The sequence below is a fragment of the Runella zeae DSM 19591 genome, from assembly GCF_000423565.1.
Lineage (GTDB): Bacteria > Bacteroidota > Bacteroidia > Cytophagales > Spirosomataceae > Runella > Runella zeae.
Genome location: NZ_AUIF01000011.1, coordinates 75,098 through 94,434, shown reverse-complemented (window position 1 = coordinate 94,434; position 19,337 = coordinate 75,098). Strand labels below are relative to the sequence as shown.

General features: G+C 44.1%; 11 protein-coding genes. 4 read left to right on the top strand and 7 right to left on the bottom strand.

Annotation, left to right across the window (positions count from 1 at the left end; all coding sequences use genetic code 11):
- The first annotated feature begins 73 nt into the window (after positions 1-73).
- The 4 genes from G563_RS0103950 (at position 74) to G563_RS0103935 (ending at position 6,243) form a co-directional block, all read left to right on the top strand.
- Positions 74-343 (top strand): hypothetical protein, encoded by a 270-nt coding sequence (locus G563_RS0103950; RefSeq protein WP_028664165.1) that lies wholly within the window; start codon positions 74-76, stop codon positions 341-343.
- A 189-nt stretch (positions 344-532) separates the two neighbouring features.
- A complete protein-coding gene (locus G563_RS0103945) occupies positions 533-1,615 on the top strand; it encodes an efflux RND transporter periplasmic adaptor subunit (protein ID WP_028664164.1) in 1,083 nt (360 codons plus the stop codon).
- Positions 1,616-1,645: 30 nt separating this feature from the next.
- Positions 1,646-4,810, top strand: a complete 3,165-nt coding sequence (locus tag G563_RS0103940) for an efflux RND transporter permease subunit (RefSeq protein ID WP_028664163.1) — start codon at positions 1,646-1,648, stop codon at positions 4,808-4,810.
- Entirely contained in the window at positions 4,810-6,243 is a 1,434-nt protein-coding gene (locus G563_RS0103935) for a TolC family protein (protein WP_028664162.1), read from the top strand. Before G563_RS0103940 ends, G563_RS0103935 begins: the two co-directional genes overlap by 1 nt.
- 78 nt (positions 6,244-6,321) lie before the next feature.
- Here G563_RS0103935 and G563_RS0103930 read toward each other — a convergent pair whose 3' ends face one another.
- The 7 genes from G563_RS0103930 to G563_RS0103900 form a co-directional block, all read right to left on the bottom strand.
- Positions 6,322-8,970, bottom strand: coding sequence for an ABC transporter permease (locus tag G563_RS0103930; RefSeq protein ID WP_084650752.1), 2,649 nt, complete (start codon positions 8,968-8,970; stop codon positions 6,322-6,324).
- Positions 8,971-8,978: 8 nt separating this feature from the next.
- A complete protein-coding gene (locus G563_RS0103925; protein ID WP_028664160.1) occupies positions 8,979-11,609 on the bottom strand; it encodes an ABC transporter permease in 2,631 nt (876 codons plus the stop codon).
- 7 nt (positions 11,610-11,616) lie between these two features.
- On the bottom strand, positions 11,617-14,283 hold the full coding sequence (locus tag G563_RS0103920; RefSeq protein WP_028664159.1) for an FtsX-like permease family protein: 2,667 nt from the start codon (positions 14,281-14,283) through the stop codon (positions 11,617-11,619).
- A gap of 3 nt (positions 14,284-14,286) precedes the next feature.
- Positions 14,287-14,616, bottom strand: a complete 330-nt coding sequence (locus G563_RS0103915; RefSeq protein ID WP_028523458.1) for a helix-turn-helix transcriptional regulator — start codon at positions 14,614-14,616, stop codon at positions 14,287-14,289.
- A gap of 467 nt (positions 14,617-15,083) precedes the next feature.
- The gene (locus G563_RS0103910) at positions 15,084-17,768 is read right to left on the bottom strand and encodes an ABC transporter permease (protein WP_084650751.1); all 2,685 of its coding nucleotides are present in this window, start codon (positions 17,766-17,768) and stop codon (positions 15,084-15,086) included.
- Positions 17,769-17,773: 5 nt separating this feature from the next.
- Positions 17,774-18,127, bottom strand: coding sequence for a PadR family transcriptional regulator (locus G563_RS0103905; RefSeq protein WP_028664157.1), 354 nt, complete (start codon positions 18,125-18,127; stop codon positions 17,774-17,776).
- 202 nt (positions 18,128-18,329) lie between these two features.
- The gene (locus tag G563_RS0103900; protein WP_028664156.1) at positions 18,330-19,337 is read right to left on the bottom strand and encodes an alpha/beta hydrolase; all 1,008 of its coding nucleotides are present in this window, start codon (positions 19,335-19,337) and stop codon (positions 18,330-18,332) included.

Below are 19,337 nucleotides of genomic sequence, written 5' to 3'. Positions count from 1 at the left end.
TTTCTAATTTTCTTCTCATATCATTTTAATGTTCGGGTGCTTGGTTTGTGTCGAAGCAATACAGAAACAAACCATGCCACGCCGAAATTTTCCCTCGATTTTGCTCTATAGTTTCGGATTAGCTTTAGCTAGTTCGTTGGTTTTTAATGGCTTTTTGCTTTATCAACAGTACCGACAGCACCGCCCTGATGAATACGAGCGGGAGGTGGCTGACAATGTAATGTTTCGGCAACAATTATTGGAATGCACTCAAGACAATCGCCAAAAAGATAGTTTGATCAGAAAGCTAGAGCAATTTTCTAAGGCTCCGCCACCGCACACCCGCGCCAAAGCACTAAAGTGATATTCAGCCTAATCATAAAACTCCTTATTTATCCCACCATGACCATGTCACCTTCATTTTGTCTACTAGAGATGTTCCAAGTCGATACTTGACGCCCTATTCTGAAGCGGATATTTTTTAATAATCCCACTCGGTGATACACTTTATATAACCATTCTCACAACAATTTCTCGTTAAATAAAAATTAGTATGAAGACGACTCTCATGCTTACGGGCTTGTTTTGCCTATTGTGGTGCACAGCCTGCTCCGAAAAAGAGGAAGAAAAAGAAGAAGTAACCAAGTATCTAGTTACGGCTCCCCTCAAAAAAGACACTACGATTACGAAAGAGTATGTGTGTCAAATCCGTTCTATCCGTCACATCGAATTACGCGCCCAGCAACGAGGCTACATCCAAGGGATTTTTGTGGATGAAGGGCAGATGGTGAAACAAGGGCAGTTGATGTTTCAAATCATGCCCCAACTCTACGAAGCTGAAGTACAAAAAGCCGAAGCCGAAGCCAAATTTGCCAGTATAGAATACAAAAACACCAAACGCTTGGCTGATAGCAACATCGTAGCTCCTAATGAGTTGGCGATGGTCAATGCCAAATGGGACAAGGCCAAAGCCGAGTTGGCATTGGCGCAGGTTCATTTAGGGTTTACTAAAATCAAAGCTCCTTTTTCGGGGATTATGGACCATTTTCAGGTACGTTCGGGTAGCTTAGTAGATGAGGGAGATTTGCTTACTACCTTATCAGACAACAGCAAAATGTGGGTTTATTTCAATGTACCCGAAGCGGAGTATCTTGATTTTAAGACAAAAACCCAAAACAGCAACATGTCGAAGGTCAACTTGGTGATGGCCAACCATGAGACATTTGGTCATCCGGGCATTGTCGAAACCATAGAAGCTGATTTTAATAATGAAACGGGCAACATCGCTTTCCGGGCTACTTTTCCTAATCCCAAAGGCTTGCTGCGTCATGGAGAGACGGGCAATATTCAGATGGTAGTGCCTCTCAAAAATGCCATTATCATTCCACAAAAAGCCACTTTCGAAGTTCTTGAGAAAAAGTACGTTTATGTAGTGGGCAAAGACAATGTCGTAAGATCACGCGAAATCAATATCGCCGCTGAAATGCCTGATTTATACATTGTAAAAGATGGTTTGGCCGCCGACGAACGCATTTTACTTGAAGGTATCCGTAAAGTACACGACAACGAGAAAATTCACTTTGATTACCAAGATCCGCACAAAGTGTTGGCCAATCTTAAAGTGTACACCGAGTAATAGCTGTTCTCCCCAAAACATCGCACAAATATGTTTAGTAAATTCATACATCGGCCAGTACTTGCTATCGTCATCTCGCTGGTCATCATTTTTATGGGGATATTGGCTATCACTAGCTTACCCATCTCGCAGTTTCCCGAAATTTCCCCTCCAATGGTCATCGTACGGGCTTCTTATCCTGGAGCCAGTGCCAAGGTACTTACCGAGTCGGTGCTGATTCCGATGGAACAGGCCATCAACGGGGTACCGGGTATGAAGTACATGACCTCTGACGCCACAAGTGCAGGGGAAGCCAACATCCAGATTGTTTTTAACCTCGGTACCGACCCCGACCAAGCCGTTGTCAATGTCAATACCCGTATTGCGCAGGTGCTCAACCGTTTGCCCATTTTGGTACAGCGCGAAGGGGTTATCGTAAACCGTATTGTTCCCAACATGTTGATGTACGTCAACTTGTACAGCAAAGACCCCAAAGCCAACATGAAGTTTCTCTTCAACTTTGCGGGGGTAAACATGTTACCTGAACTTCAGCGGATTACGGGGATTGGACAAGCCAGTATCTTGGGTAGCCGCCAGTATGCGATGCGGATTTGGCTCAAACCCGACCGCATGAGGGCCTACAATATCTCTGCCGACGAGGTCATGGAGGCACTCAACGACCAAAGCGTGATTGGGTCGCCTGGGCGGATTGGCCGAAGCGACGGAAAACGCGCCGAGGCATTGGAGTACGTATTGACTTACCAAGGGCGTTTCAACGACGTGGAGCAATACAAAAATGTGATTGTGAAGGCAAACCCTGACGGTGAAATTCTGAAACTGAAAGACATTGCTGAGGTCGAGCTAGGAAGCGAATATTACGACATTTATTCCAACCTCAATGGCTATCCATCGGCGGCGATTATGCTCAAACAAACCTACGGAAGTAACGCCAGCGATGTTATCAAGAGCGTAAAAGCCAAACTGGACGAAATGAAGAAAACGTCGTTTCCTCCAGGAATGGACTACGAAATTAGCTACGACGTTTCGCACTTCTTGGATGCCTCCATCGAAAACGTCATTCACACCCTGCGCGATGCCTTTATTTTGGTAGCCTTGGTAGTGTTTATCTTCCTTGGCGACTGGCGCTCGACGCTCATCCCTACGCTGGCGGTACCTGTTTCGCTGATTGGGGCGTTCATTTTCATGCAGTTGTTTGGGCTAACCATCAACATGATTACGCTCTTTGCGTTGGTACTTGCGATTGGTATTGTGGTGGATGACGCCATTGTGGTCGTTGAGGCCGTCCATGCCAAAATGGAAGAAGAACCTCACCTCACGCCTTACAAAGCCGTCAAAAAAGTACTTCGCGAAATCAGCGGTGCTGTTATTGCCATTACGTTGTTGATGACCGCCGTGTTTGTGCCTGTGGCCTTTATGACAGGCCCCGTGGGGATTTTCTACCGTCAGTTTTCCATCACAATGGCTACGTCTATTGTTATCTCGGGGCTGGTCGCACTTACCCTAACTCCTGTACTTTGTGCCATGATTTTGAAAAATCACCACGGCCACAAACGCAAGAAAACCATCATCGACCGCTTCATTGATGCCTTCAACCGAGGTTTTGAAAAACTAACGGGTCGGTACGTGGGACTTTTGCGCCTTATTGTCAACCGCCGCGTGGTGACTTGGGGAATCTTGTTGGCTTTTGGCGTCGGAATTTTTGGAATTACGGCCAAACTCCCTTCGGGTTTTATTCCGAGTGAAGACCAAGGGATGATTTACGCCATCGTACAAACGCCTCCAGGCTCGACCTTGGAACGCACCAACGACATTACCCGCAAACTCCAAGCGATTGCCGAAAAAGTAGAGGGCATTCAGTCGGTTTCGGCCCTTGCGGGTTACGAAGTACTTACCGAAGGACGGGGTTCAAACGCAGGTACGTGTTTGATTAACCTTAAACCTTGGGACGAACGTAAACACACCGTCAACGAGATTATTTATGAATTAGAAGAAAGGGCCAAAGTTATCCCAGGGGCAACCATCGAATTTTTTGACCCACCAGCCGTACCAGGGTACGGAGCTGCGGGTGGTTTCGCGCTACAATTGTTGGACAAAACCAACACGGGAGACTACAAACAACTCGAAAAAGTCAGCTCTGATTTTATGAGTGAACTCAAAAAACGGAAAGAACTGACGGGTTTATTCACCTTTTACAGTGCCAATTACCCCCAATACGAACTCGAAATCGACAATAAATTGGCCATGCAAAAGGGTGTTTCGATTGGCAACGCCATGAATACGCTCTCAATTCTGATTGGGAGTACGTACGAACTCGGTTTTATTAAGTTCCAGCGTTTCTTTAAGGTGTTTGTGCAAGCTTCGCCCGAATACCGCCGACTTCCCGATGACATCATGAACTTGTACGTCAAGAACAAATACGATGAAATGGTGCCTTTCTCGGCCTTTATGCGCATCAAAAAATCGCAGGGAGCCAACGAAATCAACCGCTACAACATGTACACCAATGCGGCTTTCCGTGGGGCGCCTGCCAAAGGGTACAGTAGTGGCGAAGCCATCAAAGTGATTCAAGAAGTAGCCAAGAAAACCCTCCCAAGAGGCTATGACATCGACTGGGGTGGGTTGTCGAAAGACGAAGTAATGCGCGGCAACGAGGCACTTTATATTTTCTTAGTGGTATTGGCCTTTGTCTATTTCGTGTTAGCTGCTCAATACGAGAGCTTTATTCTGCCGTTGGCGGTGGTGTTCTCGCTGCCTGCGGGGGTCTTCGGTTCTTTCTTACTAATCAAAGTGATGGGTTTGGCCAACGACATTTATGCCCAAGTCGGGTTAGTCATGTTGGTCGGGTTACTGGGGAAAAACGCCGTTTTGATTGTGGAGTTTGCCGTTCAAAAACACAAAGAAGGCTTTACTGTCTTAAACGCGGCCATCGAAGGTGCCAAGGTACGTTTCCGTCCTATCCTAATGACATCTTTTGCCTTCATCGCGGGGTTGATTCCGCTCGTACTTGCTACAGGGGCAGGAGCCATTGGCAACCGTACCATTGGTTCATCGGCTCTAGGAGGAATGCTTTTCGGAACTGTATTCGGAGTCATTATCGTCCCAGGGCTGTACTTTATTTTCGGAAAAATCGCCGAAGGTCGTCAGTTGATTAAAGGTGAAAAAGAGAATCCGTTAACCGAAGAAATTGAGCACTAATGTTTAAGAAAATCATCACACTCGGTCTTGGAGTCGTGGGGTTAACGCTAGCCATTTCGGGCTGTAAAACCCCTGCGTTGGTCACCAAAACCGAAAGTAATACGTTACCTGCGAGTTTCAATAACTCGCAGGACTCGACCAACAGCGTCAAAGTTCGGTGGAAGGAATTTTTTACCGATCCTCACCTCACCGCTCTGATTGACACAGCCTTGATGAACAATCAAGAGCTGAACATTACAATGCAAGAAATCGAAATTTCGCGCAACGAAATCATGGCTCGCCAAGGGGAATACAAACCTTTTGTGGGTATTCGGGGCAGTGCCGGCGTAGATAAGGTAGGACGTTATACCAACATCGGAGCCAGCGAAGCTACTACCGACATCAAGCCTGGCCGAGAAACACCCGAACCATTACCCAATTTTTTGGGCGGCCTGTTTGCTACTTGGGAAATCGATATTTGGCACAAACTCCGCAATGCCAAAGATGCCGCTCTGCGTCGGTATTTGGCGAGTGTTGAGGGCAAAAACTTCATGGTGACTAACTTAATTGCCGAAATTGCCACTTCGTACTATGAGTTGTTGGCACTGGATAATCAATTGGCAATCATTCACCAAAACATTGATATTCAGAATAATGCCCTTCGCATTGTGCGACTTCAAAAGGAAGCAACCAAAGTGACCGAATTGGCCGTACGGCGGTTTGAAGCTCAGGTATTGAACACCCAAAGTTTACAATACAACATCCAACAACGAATCATCGAAACCGAGAATCGCATCAATTTTTTGGTAGGTCGGTACCCGCAACCTGTGGCGCGTAGTTCACAAGATTTTAGCAATTTAGTTCCAGCAACCATTCATACTGGCTTACCTTCACAGTTGCTAGCCAATCGCCCCGATATTCGTCAGGCAGAGCAAGAGTTGGCCGCCAACAAACTAGACGTACAGGTTGCCAAAGCCCGTTTTTACCCTTCTCTTGGTATTTCGGCAGGTTTGGGTTATCAGGCTTTCAATCCTTTGTATTTGTTAAAAACACCCCAATCCCTTATTCTTTCGTTGGCGGGGGATTTGACGGCACCGTTAGTCAACAAAAATGCCATCAAGGCATCTTATTTCAATGCCAATGCCAAGCAGATTCAGGCAGTGTACAATTACGAACGAACGTTGTTGAATGCCTACATCGAAGTAGCCAACCAAATGGCTAAAATCGGTAATTTGGAAAAAACGTACGACACCAAATCCAAGGAAGTTCAAGCCCTTACGCAGTCGATTACGATTTCTAATAACCTATTTAGTTCGGCACGAGCCGATTACATGGAGGTGTTGTTAACACAACGGGATGCCATAGAATCGAGGTTCGACCTTGTCGAAACCAAGATGCAACAGATGAATGCCGTTGTGAATATTTATCGTGCCTTAGGTGGGGGTTGGAATTAAGGGATGCTATTCGCCGCCGTTGTAGAGACGTTGCATGCAACGTCTCTACGCATGCAACGTCTCCACAACCAATAACATTTATTCTGATTTTAGACTTTTTATGGGATTCATCAACGCCGCTTTAATGGCTTGATAGCTGACTGTTAGGAGTGCGATACTGACGGCCAGGATGGCCGTAACCACAAAAACCCACCACGAAATCTCGATATGATAGGTGTATTTTTGAAGCCATTGGCTCATAAAATAATACGCCATAGGCGAGGCAATAAACAGCGAAAAAACAACCAATATCACAAAATCTTTGGACAGTAAGCTCCACAAATTGGCGACGGTTGCCCCCATTACTTTACGTACGCCAATTTCTTTGGTACGCTGCTCGGTCACAAACGACGCCAACCCAAACAAACCCAAACAACTGATGAATATCGCTAAAATGGCAAAAATGGAAGCTATTTTGCCCAAACGCTCTTCGTTGGCAAATTTTTTGGCGTATTCTTCATCCACAAATTTATAATCAAACGGCACCGCAGGATTGTACTTTTGAAATACCTCCGCTATTTTGCCAACGGCGGTAGAAGTGGCCATTGTTTGATTTAGTTTGATGTTAATCGTGTATTGGTTGTTGTAATCCAGCAAAAACACCGTAGGCAATATCGGCTCAAAGGGCGAACCCATCACAATGTCTTTGATGACACCAATCACCTCGTAGTTTTTCCCGTTCCACTTTACCGTTTCATTGATGGGGTTTTTCAAGCCCATGTACTTTACGGCCGTCTCATTGATGACAATAGCCGAAGAGTCTGTTGAAAATTTTTTGGAAAAATCGCGTCCTTCCCGAAACCGCCACCCTACGATTTTACTGTAATCATGCGTCACTCGGAAAGTCGCAAAATTATCTTCAAAGTCTGGGGCTTTACCTTTCCATTCAAACCCACTTTGATTTTCCCACACATCCGTAATCGGAGAAGAAGAGATTGCCAAATTAGTCGCTGCACCCGACTGAAGTAACTCATTTTTAATCACTTCGTAGTTTTGGTAAAGGTCGGGTGTAATCATATAGACGGCCATTAGCCCTTCTTTATCATAACCCACGTTTCGGTTTTTTGCGTGCTGGATTTGGAGATAAATGATACTCGTACCTATGATAAGTGCAATGGAAACGGTAAACTGCGTCACGACTAATATTTTTCGTGGAATATTGACGAGACGTACCATCCGCCACCGCGACGATAAGTAGCTGGGAACTGAGTTAACTCCTTTTAGCACTTTGATTGGCTGGAAGGAAGATAAATAAAGGGCGGGGTAGCTTCCTGCAAGTAGGCCCGTAAAAACACTAAACCCAAGGATAGAAAGCCAAAAAATAGGATTTGACCATAAAATCGCTATTTCTTTATCGGCCAACTCATTGAAAAATGGCAGTGCAAGCTGTACGAGCACTAATGAAAATACAAGGGCAATAAAAACAACCAATAGCGATTCGCCAAAAAACTGGATAATCAACTGCTCGCGAAGAGAGCCTACGGATTTTCGGATACCGACTTCTTTGGCCCGTTTTTCGGAACGTGCCGTACTCAAATTCATAAAGTTGATGCAGGCCAACAACAGCACAAACACACCTATAATGCCATACAACCAAATCAGTTCGAGTTGCTCACTCATGACAGGTTGGCGGTTGGTAAATTTGGAATACAAACGCCATTGGCTCATCGGATGGACAAACAATTCGGGATTGTACGCGATGCGTTTTGCATCCAAATGCTTTCGTTTTATGTCTTTAATTTTGGCCGAAACACTCCTAAAATCAACTTGAGGAGCAAGCTGTACATAAATCTTGTATGAATTATCGTTCCAATCGTTTTCTTGCTCTTTCATAAAACTCATAAAAGAAGCCAGTAAATCCCACGGCCCGATAAAGGTCAGGTCTTGGAATTCCGAATTTTTTGGCAAATCCTTATACACACCCGCCACTTTCGCTTCCATCCGATTTTTTATCTTTACGGTTTTATCCAACGGATTTTCATCACCAAAAAGTTTTTTGGCGAGTGATTCAGAAAGTAAAACCGAATGAGGATCTTTGAGGGCGGCACGGGTACCATACACCATGTCCAATCCAAACAGTTCGGGGGCATCAGGCTGCATAAAACTACCTGATTGAAAGAACTTTTTATCCCCCGATAGTATCGCATACTTCTGCGTGGAGGTAGTCATGGCGATATATTTAAAATCAGAACCATACGAAGCGCGCAGCTCGGCGGCCAACGGAATGGGGTTTGTCATGTACGTTCCTTGGCCATTATGCACCATTATTCGCCCAATGCGGTCGTAGTTTTTGAAGTTTTTATTAAAACTTAGCTCATCCCACACCCAAAGCCCGATCAGCATCGCCACGGCCATGCCCGTCGCCAAACCGAAGATGTTGATAAACGAATAACCTTTGTGTTTCAACAGGTTACGAAAAGCGATTTTGAAATAATTGCGTATCATAGCGGGACTGTAGGTGCAAGAGGTTGAATATTTAGAATCGGCGCGAAAACGACGTTTCAGAAAATAGGGGCGACAAAAGCGTAACACTTCAAAGAAATACATCCAACGGGCTTGTTGTGCTCCATGCTCCTCGGATTGAAAGGCAAACTGCTCATGCAAATCCCCCAGTAGCTCTTCGTAAAGCTCCGAGGGAAGAAAGCCCTTGACCAAGGAGTCAAGCCAAGCGGGTGGTTTGTTTTGCATTAGCTCGTTTATTCTGATTTTAAGCTCTTTACAGGATTCATCAGGGCCGCTTTGATGGCTTGAAAACTCACGGTTAGGAGTGCGATACCGACGGCCAAGATGGCCGTAACCACAAAAATCCACCACGAAATCTCGGTGCGGTATTCGTATTTGTGCAGCCAACCGTTGAGGGAATACCACGCAATCGGCGTAGAAATAAGGCAAGAAATAATCACCAAAACGACAAAATCCTTGGACAATAAGCCCCAAAGATTGGGAACAGTAGCCCCCAATACTTTGCGGATGCCGATTTCTTTGGTACGTTGCTCAGCCACAAACGACGCCAACCCAAACAAGCCCAGGCAGGAAATAAAAATAGCCAATGCCGCAAAAATCCCCGCTAATTGACCAATGCGGGTTTCGGTCGCAAATTTCCGCTCGTATTCTTGGTCCGAAAATTTATAGTCAAACGGACTGGCAGGATTAAATTTTTGAAATACAGCTTCTATCCTTTTGAGCGATTCGGTGGCACTTAGTGCTGGATCCAACTTGATATTGATAATCCCCGCCCAATTATAGTCCATCATAAAAACAGTCTGATAAACGGGTTCAAAAGGAGAACCCATGACCATATCCTTCACAACGCCCACAATTTGAAAAGGCTTTCCATTCCACTTCATAATTTTACCTACTGGGTTCTTTAATCCCATGTAACGCACGGCGGTTTCGTTAAGAACTATGCCCGATGAGTCAGTCGAGAATTTTCGAGAAAAATCCCTCCCTTGTACAAATTGCCACCCGACTGTTTTTCCAAAATCGTGCGTTACCGCAATGGTTCCAAAACTATCCTTAAAGTTGGGGTCTTTGCCTTCCCAGTCAAAGCCGCCATTTTGTGAATTTAGGTTTGTAGCTGGCGTAGAAGAGGTGGACATTTCGACAGCTCCTCCACTTTTTAAAAGGGCATCTCGCAACGCATTATAGTTTTGGTACAACTCTGGGGTATTCATTGTCACCGTAATCAAACCGTTGCGGTCGTATCCAATCGGGCGATTTTTGGCATGTTGGATTTGGCGAAGTACGATTGTTGTGCCAATAATAAGCGTAACGGATACTGTAAACTGTATTACTACGAGTACTTTACGAGGAACGGCAGCAAAACGCCCTGCCCTGAATGTACCTTTTAGCACTTTTACTGGTTGGAAAGAAGATAAATACAACGAAGGATAACTGCCTGCAATCAAGCCCGTCAGGATGCTAAAACTAACTCCCATTAGCCAAAAAATGGGATTTGTCCACAACAAAGACAGTTGTTTATCGGCTACTTCATTGAAAATCGGAAGGAGTAGAATCACTAACAATAAAGAGATTACAAAAGCACAAGCCACTACCAGCAGCGATTCGCTGAAAAACTGACTGATGAGCTGCGAACGTACCGAACCAACGGCCTTGCGAATGCCTACTTCTTTGGCCCGCTTTTCGGAACGGGCGGTACTCAAATTCATAAAGTTGATACAGGCCAGCAACAACACAAAACCACCAATGATACCAAACAACCAAACGTACTGAATACGGCCCTCTGGCTTTCCTGTTTTGTCCCAGCCCGTGTATAAGTGCCACTTACTCATTGGGTGAAGGAACACTTCATTTTTAAAGGAAACTACTTCTGGCACATGCTTCATTTTAATGCCTTTGATTTTTTGTGTAACGGCGTCAAAATCAGCAGTAGGCGAAAGCTGCACCAACATTTCCCAAGAATTATTGTTCCATTCTACATTGTCCTGTGCCCGCTTCACCCACGACTCCGACGATACGTACAAATCCCACGGAGCAATAAAAGTCATATCTTTGAAATTGCTATTGTAGGGCAGGTCTTCGTAAACGCCCGTTACCTTTACGTTCAATTTATTGTCAATTTTCATCAGCTTACCAACAGGTTCTTCGTCGCCAAACAAAGCCTTTGCGACCGACTCTGACAGTAAAATCGAAGACGGGTCTTTCAATCCTGCTCGCGTGCCTTTGAGCATATTGAGCGACAGCATATCGGGAGCATTGGGACTTAAATAATTGCCCTGTTTCGTAAACTTTTTATCTCCGTATGCCAAAATATGCTCATACGTCCATGAAGACATCACGACATGTTTAAAATCCGCAGCATACATCGTACGGAGTTCGTTGCCCAAGGGAAGCGGCATATGAGCCCCTGCGCCAAAATCTCCGTTAAAAACGCCCCGTTGCATCACTTGCGCAATATGGTCGTAATTTTTAAAGGACTTGTTGTAGGACAACTCATCCCACACCCAAAGTCCAATCAGCATCGCAACGGCCATGCCCGTCGCCAAACCAAAGATGTTGATAAACGAATAACCTTTGTATTTCAACAGGTTACGGAAAGCGATTTTGAAATAATTGCGTATCATAGCGGGGCTGTATGTGTAAGAGGTTGAATACTTGGATTGAGCATGGAAACGACGTTTCAGAAAATAAGGACGACAAAAGCGTAACACTTCAAAGAAATACATCCAACGGGCTTTTTGCACTCCAAGCTCTTCGGCTTGAAAGGCAAACTGCTCGTGCAAATCTCCCAATAGCTCTTCGTAAAGCTCCGGAGGGAGAAAGCCCTTGACCAAGGAGTCAAGCCATTTGGGGGGGTGGTGGGCCATGGCTCTTTTATTCTGATTTTAAGCTCTTTACGGGGTTCATTAAAGCAGCTTTGATGGCTTGAAAGCTGACCGTTATGAGTGTGATACCGACGGCCAAGATGGCCGTAACCACAAAAACCCACCACGAAATCTCAATGTGATACTTATAGTTTATGAGCCAATTGTTTAAGTAATAATAGGCTATCGGCGAAGCAATGACGCATGAAAGCAGTACCAATACCACAAAGTCTTTTGACAACATTTGCCAAAGGTTTGCTACACTGGCCCCAAGCACCTTGCGGATACCAATTTCTTTGGTCCGTTGTTCGGCGACAAAACTCGCCATACCAAAAAGCCCCAAACAAGAAATAAAAATGGCAAGTACAGCGAAAATGGCAGCCAGTTTGCCTATACGCTGCTCGGAGCTAAATTTTTTACCGTATTCATCGTCCACAAAATTGTATTGAAAAGGAGCCGACGGTACCAGTTTTTTCTGAATCGCTTCAATTTTTGTCAAAGCCTCACTAGCAGATAAATTTGGATTGATTTTAAGTTGTAGCTGCCCCAGATTATTCAGGTTTTTCTCTAACCAATAAAACCCGATTTTTACAGGTTCATAAGGCGAATTAGCTACCAAATCACTCACTACGCCTATGATTTGTCGGCTTTGACCCGATTCTTCATGGGTAATAAATTCGCCAATCGGATTTTTGAAACCTAAATAGTTGGCCGCCGATTCGTTGATGATGACAGCCGCCGAATCTGTCGCATACGCTTTTGAAAAATCTCGTCCTTGTTTTACTTTCCAACCAATAGTTTTACCAAAATCTTCATTGATCCAGCTTACTGAAAACGAAGACTCTGATTCTGGATTCTTACCTTTCCAGCGAAATCCCCCCCAATTATCCCAGATAGCTGTAACAGGCATACCAGAAAAAGCCACATCACTTACGGCACCGCTCGCAAGCAATTCAGCTCGAAGTACTTCTTTTTTGTTTAAGAAATTAGGATCGTCCATGGAGATACGTAACAGACTGGAACGATCATAGCCTACAGGACGATTTTGTGCATGTTTAATTTGTTGAAATACGATAACGGTGCCAATAATCAAAATGACGGAAACCGTAAACTGAACTACTACTAATACTTTTCGGGGAATAGCGGCGTATTTGCCCAATCTTATGGTGCCTTTTAATACTTTTATCGGCTGGAAAGACGAAAGATAAAAAGAAGGGTAAATGCCTGACAATAAAGCTGTTGTTAATAGGAAAGAAAAGCTTGCCAACCAGAAATATATATTTCCCAAAGGTAGCTCAATCGTTTTATTAGCTAAATCGTTGAAAGGAGCAAGCAAAATAAAAACAAGCAGTATCGAAAGTATAAAAGCCAGGAAAACCACTAAAAATGATTCGCTCATAAATTGGTTGATCAATTGTATTTTTTGAGAACCGATGGCTTTGCGAATACCCACTTCTTTGGCTCTTTTTTCGCTCCTGGCAGTGGATAAATTCATGAAATTGATACATGCAAGGAGCAAAACAAAAATGCCGACAATACCAAAAAGCCAAACAAATTGAATGCGACCGGTGGTTGGAAATCCGTTTTTAAATTCGGAATAGAGATACCATTGACTCATCGGGTAAAGCCATATAGTAGCTTTGTATTTTTTAGCATCAGATTTCATTTCATCAGGTGAATCCTTTAAATACAAATCCCGTATCGTAGCGTTGGCTTGTTCTAAGGTTACATTGTCAGCCAATTGAACCACAAGCCGTAGTGAAGCATTACCCCAGTTGTCTGTATTAGCTCTGTATCCTTCATTATGAGCTCTAAGGTTTTCGAAATTGCCCATAAATCCGACATCTCCAAAGGTTGAGTTTTTAGGAAAATCAGCGTAAATCCCTGTGATTTTACCATCTATTTTATTATTCAGCTTAATGACCTGATTGATAGCATTCTGATTCCCAAAAAGAGCTTCCGCAGTAGATTCAGAAATGATAATTGACTGAATATCATTTAAACTTTCTTTGCTGCCGACAAGCATTTTCAATGAAAACATGTCAATGGCTCCATTTTCAAGAAATTGCCCTGTTTTCGTGATTGTTTTTTCACCGGCTTTGACAGAATAGCCTCCCGCCCAAGGGAATAGCGACACATGCTTAAAGAGGTGAGCATATTTGGTTTTCAGGATTTTTGAAATCGGCTGAGGTAAACTACTGCTACTTCTGGTTTCTTGTGATAATGGCTCCGTAATACGATTACGAACTAAGGCGATTTTATCATAATTTTTAAATGAATGGTCGAAATTGACTTCCTCCCAAACCCATAGTCCAATCAACATAGCCACTGACATTCCTACTGCCAGTCCACCAACGTTGATAAAACCATACATTTTGTTTTTAAAGAGATTTCTCCAAGCGATTTTGAAATAATTGCGTATCATAGTGGGGCTGTATGTATAAGAGGTTGTTGAATACTTGGATTGAGTACGAAAACGTCGTTTTAGAAAATAGGGGCGACAAAAGCGCAACACTTCAAAGAAATACATCCAACGGGCTTTCTGCGCTCCAAACTCCTCGGCTTGAAAGGCAAACTGCTCGTGTAAATCTCCTAATAGCTCTTCGTAAAGCTCCGGAGGGAGAAGCCAACCCAAAAATCGGTCGGCCCAGCGGGGTGGATTGGGTTGTTTTTCCATCAATCAAGAAAATGAAGGGTTTGGAATCGCATCCCAAAGCTCGTTGCGCACTTGTCGCATTTCGGCCAAGGTACGTTTGCCCAAGGCCGTGATGCGAAAAAAGCGTTTGCGCCGTCCGCCACGCTCGGAAGTAGCTCCTCCCAATTCAGAAACAACAAAGCCTTTTTCCTCCAAGCGATACAACGCAATGTGGACGCCGCTCAGACTGATGAGGCGGTTGTTCATGCGCTGTTTTAATTCCGCCGCAATCGTGACGCCGTAAGCCGTGCCTTCCAGCACAGCAACGGTGAGTAAAACCAATTCTTCAAATTCACCTAAGTAAGAGCGCCCCATGGGTATGTTAGCGTGTTTTAGTATTTCATTATTATTTGCTAAACAAATAACCATGCCACAACAAAAGAGGCTGTCTCAAAAGTCTAGTAGTACCAAATTATCTTCGGCATATATTCAACCTCTCCCCCTAAATCCCCCTCTCCAGAAAGGAGAGGGGGATTTTTAAAGCCCTTCTCCTAGCAGGAGAAGGGTTGGGATGAGGTTAAAACCAAAGAATATTTTGTGCCCTGTTACTTTTGAGACAGCCCCTTTTGAAAAGTAGGTGTCCGAAATCGTACAGAAATTGTCCGCTGGTGACCAAAGACTTTCCAAGTTTGGATGTTATCGTTTCTGAAACTTGGAAAGTGTATCAGTCGACGAAAAAAGACATTCCAAGTTTTTGAAACTTGGAATGTCTGGCGCGGGAAACAAAGACTTTCCAAGTTTGTATTACGATAACGTTTAAACTTGGAATGTCTATCACCTCATTACTCCGCCCTTAAACTCTTCACGGGATTTACCAATGCGGCTTTGATAGCCAAATAGCTGACTGTCAAGATCGCTACGACCGTAGATAGCACCCCAGCCAACACAAAAACCCACCAAGGAAGGTCGATTCGGTAAGCAAAATCGTGAAGCCATTCGTTCATGGTATAAGCAGCAATGGGCGATGCAATGAGGGTAGCAATGATGATTAATTTGAGGTAATCGGTCAATAACAAGGTCACGATGCTTGTCACGGATGAACCCAATACCTTACGAACCCCAATTTCTTTGGTGCGCTGATGGGTCGTGAAGGCGGCCAACCCAAACAATCCCAAACAGGCAATCAACACCGCTAACCCCGCAAAAACACCAAACAACTGGCTAATATGCTGTTCGGATTGGTACATCGTAGCAAATCGCTCATTGAGGAACGAATACGAAAATGGATTATCGGTGGCTGTTTTCCATTGTTGCTCTATTTTTTGGAGAAGAGTCGGAATATCGTTGGTTTGGATGCGTAACGCGAGTTGATTGTTGTCTTTTCCGTAAAAAATAACCAAAGGAGCGATGTGCTGGTGCATCGATTCAAAATGAAAATCTTTGACCACGCCCACCACCGTATAAGTATGTTTACTACCCTCTGAGCCGTCGCCTACGGTAGAAATTTGCTGGCCAATCGGATTTTTGAAGCCATAGGTTCGAACGGCGGCTTCGTTGAGCAAAACCGAAGAATTTTCGGTGGAAAAAGCCTTGGAAAAATTACGTCCCTTCGCCAAACCAATCCCCAAAGTAGGCAAGTAATCTTCGTCGATATAATACCCTTTTGTGCGGTGCGTGCCCGTGCCTGCTCCGTCCCGAACCTGAATTCCATCAACGCTTTGACTGGTATGACCTGCGGGTAGAAAACCTGCCGAAGCGACCTTGACTACCGACGATAATTGGGCTAAGTCGGCTTTAAATGCGTCCGTTTTGGCACCCAACACGTGTGTGTCGTGCAAGATCAGGACTTGTTCTTTGTCAAAGCCAACCTTTTTGCTTTGAATGAATTGTAATTGCCGATTTGCCACAATGGTTGCGATAATCATCCCAATCGACACGACAAACTGCGTGGTTACCAGTGCGTTTCGCAACCAGCCACTTCGTGCGCCAATCTGTAACCGACCCTTCAACACCGTAATGGGCTTGAAAGAAGCAAGAACAAACGCAGGATAACTGCCCGCCAACAGTCCAATCACCAAGCTCGCAACTAATGTACTCACGAGTAGGCGTGCATTGAAAATATCGTGAATGGAAAACTGTTTTCCTGCCAGTGCATTGAAGCTGGGCAGCAACAAAATGACCAACCCAAAGGCCAAAATGAGGGCTAAAAAAGTAAGCAACGTCGATTCGGTCAAAAATTGACTCACCAACTGCGTTTGGATGGAACCCAATACTTTGCGTATGCCGACTTCTTTGGAACGCCCCGCCGAGCTTGCGGTGGATAAATTGGTAAAATTGATGCAGGCCAGCAACAGGATGAACAAGGCAATCGCCGAAAAAATATAGACATACTTCACGTCGCTGTTGGCTTCCAATTCATCCCCCAAATCAGAATGTAAGTGAATATCGGTGACAGGTTGAAACTTAAACCCAAATCGGTTGCCTTTTTTCTGAAATGCGGTAAAATCCATGCCAAAAAAGTCCTTAATCTCAGGAGCAATATATTTAGCAACAAACCCACGGCTAACGGCTTCCACTTGCTGAAGTGAGTACCCTTCCCGAAGTCTGAGGTACGTATAAGCACCGCTGGCCAGCCATTTGCTTCCCGTTTTGACGGACGCAAACGACCCAAACATGTTGTATTGAAAATGGGTGTTGGAGGGAACATCTTCACAAACACCCGTCACCCGAAAAAGCCCTAAATTTCCCAGCGAAAGCGATTGACCAATCGGGTCTTTTGCCCCAAAATATTTATGAGCAATTGTTTTTGTAAGTATCAGCGTATTGGGCTCAACAAGTGCCGTTTTGGGATTTCCTTTGACCATTGGAATGGTGAAAACGGAAAAAAAGTTGGAATCAACAAAGGCAATTTTTTCTTCTTTTATGATGTCCTGACCGTGTTTTACCAGAAACGTTCCTTCTTTACGCAGTTGAGTAACGATTTCTACGCCAGATGATTCACGCAGGAGGGCTTCCCCTGCGGGACCGCTTGAGTAAGCCAAATCAATATCCTTATCGTCCATTCGGGCGTGCATGGTCATTCGATAGATACGCTCGGCGTGCGCATGGTAGCTGTCGTAGCTCAATTCGTGCAACACATACAGTACAATCAGCAGACAAGAAGCAAGCCCTACCGATAAACCGACGATGTTGATGGCCGTAAATGCCTTTTGCCGCCACAAGTTGCGGAAAGCGATGGTTAAATAATTGGATAGCATGACTGTAAAAAAGGGAGTAGTGGATGATGGGTTGGAATAACTGGATTTGGCTGTTTGTCGTCTGGTAAAAAAGGGAGTAAGGCAGTTTAAAACAGCCCATACGTATTCGCGTCGGGCGCGAGCGATGCCCACTTTTACTGCTCGCTTATGAAAGTTTTCGTGCAAATCGCCTTGGATATACTCCAATAAATGCGGTGCGACAAACCATTCCAGGAGTTGGTCAGCCCAACGAGGAGGTTGATCTGGCTGAGAGTTGGTTGACTTTTTCATGGTGATTAAAACGGATTGGATGACAAACCCATGAGTTTTAGTTTGGTTTGGGGAATCGACTGCCAAAGTCGGGTGCGGGTTTGCTGGATGTCCAGCAATACTTCCCCTCCTGCGGCAGTAAGCGTAAACAGGCGCTTACGCCTTCCTCCTCGTTCTGCCGTTGCCCCTCCCACCGAGGACGACAAAAAGCCTTTTTCTTCCAAGCGATAGAGCGTAGTGTGTACCGCGCTGATGGTAAAGTCGCGACCCGTTTGCCGCTGGAGTTCCTCCATGACAGGCACGCCATAGACATCTTCATCGCAAGCGGCGACCACCAGTAGTACCAGTTCTTCGAGTTCTCCCAGTATCGTTTTTTTCATAAATGGTAGAGCAAATGATTAGATACAATTTTTTAAATGAAATAACCATGCCATAACAAAAGTAACCCTAGAGGAGCTGTTTTTGGAAAATCAGTGTCCGAAATCGTACATAAATTGTCCGCTGTAGAACGGAGACTTTCCAAGTTTGAACACTGCCATATCAGCAACTTGGAATGTTTATTGCCTTAGTTTTATTCTGATTTTATTTTTCAACGTCAGTCCAATGAATGAATTCTTCAAATACCTTAGGCCAGAGTTTTATTTTTTTTGAGTTTATTTCTTTTTCATACGAATGGTTACAGCCTATACAAACGTTAAAGGTCAGATTGTTTTTCCTGTTTTGCATAAATTGTATGGGAATCAAATAGGCGGTTTCAATAGGAGTGCTTTCATCTTCTGTGGCAAAATAGGCATAAATCGGAATATCCAACTTCAACAAATATTCTATGGGTGCTTTTTCAAAGGAAGACCAACGCTTGTTTGTGTACCCCATTTGGTCCGTATCTGTCAAATTTGGTTTTTTTATCACTGAGCTATACCAATAAATAATTTCCATAATATTTTGATGAGCAAGGGAATCTGATTGTTTGCCAGTTAGTGATTCGATTCTGTTAAATAGTGAAAATTCATAAAAATTATTCAAAACATTTCCTGACCAAAATCCTAGGTGGGTGATGCTTTTATTTTTTAACGCTAATGGTGCCGCAATAGTAGCTCCTTCCGAATGTCCATAAACGATTATTTTTTCTGGCTTTGCTAAATGCCTTTTAATAATGTCTTTAATCGAAAGATCAATTTGTCTTATTCGGTATTCGAGATAGTTTTTCTCATGGTATTCCTTGGGTACTGCGAGCTTGCTTCTATCGAAAATACCCGCCAATGCAGGTTTGGGAATTATTGCATAGGTATAGGTTGAGTCAAGTAGCTTATAATCATCCCCAAACCACCTCGAAAGGCTATATTCACCTTTATTAAGAGAATAAGTAAAAATTGGGTTTGGATCGGTACCCTGAATATATACCACCAGTTTTGTTGGTTTCTTTTGATAATTCTTTAAATAATAGATGATAGTATCCTTCTTATCAAAGACTTGTCCTTGTACAAAATCATATTTTTTTAAAGCCGCGTCAATGCTTGGAATTGGCTTGATTTCTTGGGCTTGGATAGCTGAAACAACCAATAAAAATAAGTGAAGAAAGAATGTTTTCAT

Bases quoted from the DNA above. Each gene is read 5' to 3' on its own strand.
- G563_RS0103935 (WP_028664162.1), top strand. From the start codon at position 4,810: ATGTTTAAGAAAATCATCACACTCGGTCTTGGAGTCGTGGGGTTAACG.
- G563_RS0103900 (WP_028664156.1), bottom strand. From the start codon at position 19,337: ATGAAAACATTCTTTCTTCACTTATTTTTATTGGTTGTTTCAGCTATC.
- G563_RS0103945 (WP_028664164.1), top strand. From the start codon at position 533: ATGAAGACGACTCTCATGCTTACGGGCTTGTTTTGCCTATTGTGGTGC.
- G563_RS0103930 (WP_084650752.1), bottom strand. From the start codon at position 8,970: ATGCAAAACAAACCACCCGCTTGGCTTGACTCCTTGGTCAAGGGCTTT.
- G563_RS0103905 (WP_028664157.1), bottom strand. From the start codon at position 18,127: ATGAAAAAAACGATACTGGGAGAACTCGAAGAACTGGTACTACTGGTG.
- G563_RS0103920 (WP_028664159.1), bottom strand. From the start codon at position 14,283: ATGGAAAAACAACCCAATCCACCCCGCTGGGCCGACCGATTTTTGGGT.
- G563_RS0103950 (WP_028664165.1), top strand. From the start codon at position 74: ATGCCACGCCGAAATTTTCCCTCGATTTTGCTCTATAGTTTCGGATTA.
- G563_RS0103915 (WP_028523458.1), bottom strand. From the start codon at position 14,616: ATGGGGCGCTCTTACTTAGGTGAATTTGAAGAATTGGTTTTACTCACC.
- G563_RS0103910 (WP_084650751.1), bottom strand. From the start codon at position 17,768: ATGAAAAAGTCAACCAACTCTCAGCCAGATCAACCTCCTCGTTGGGCT.
- G563_RS0103940 (WP_028664163.1), top strand. From the start codon at position 1,646: ATGTTTAGTAAATTCATACATCGGCCAGTACTTGCTATCGTCATCTCG.
- G563_RS0103925 (WP_028664160.1), bottom strand. From the start codon at position 11,609: ATGGCCCACCACCCCCCCAAATGGCTTGACTCCTTGGTCAAGGGCTTT.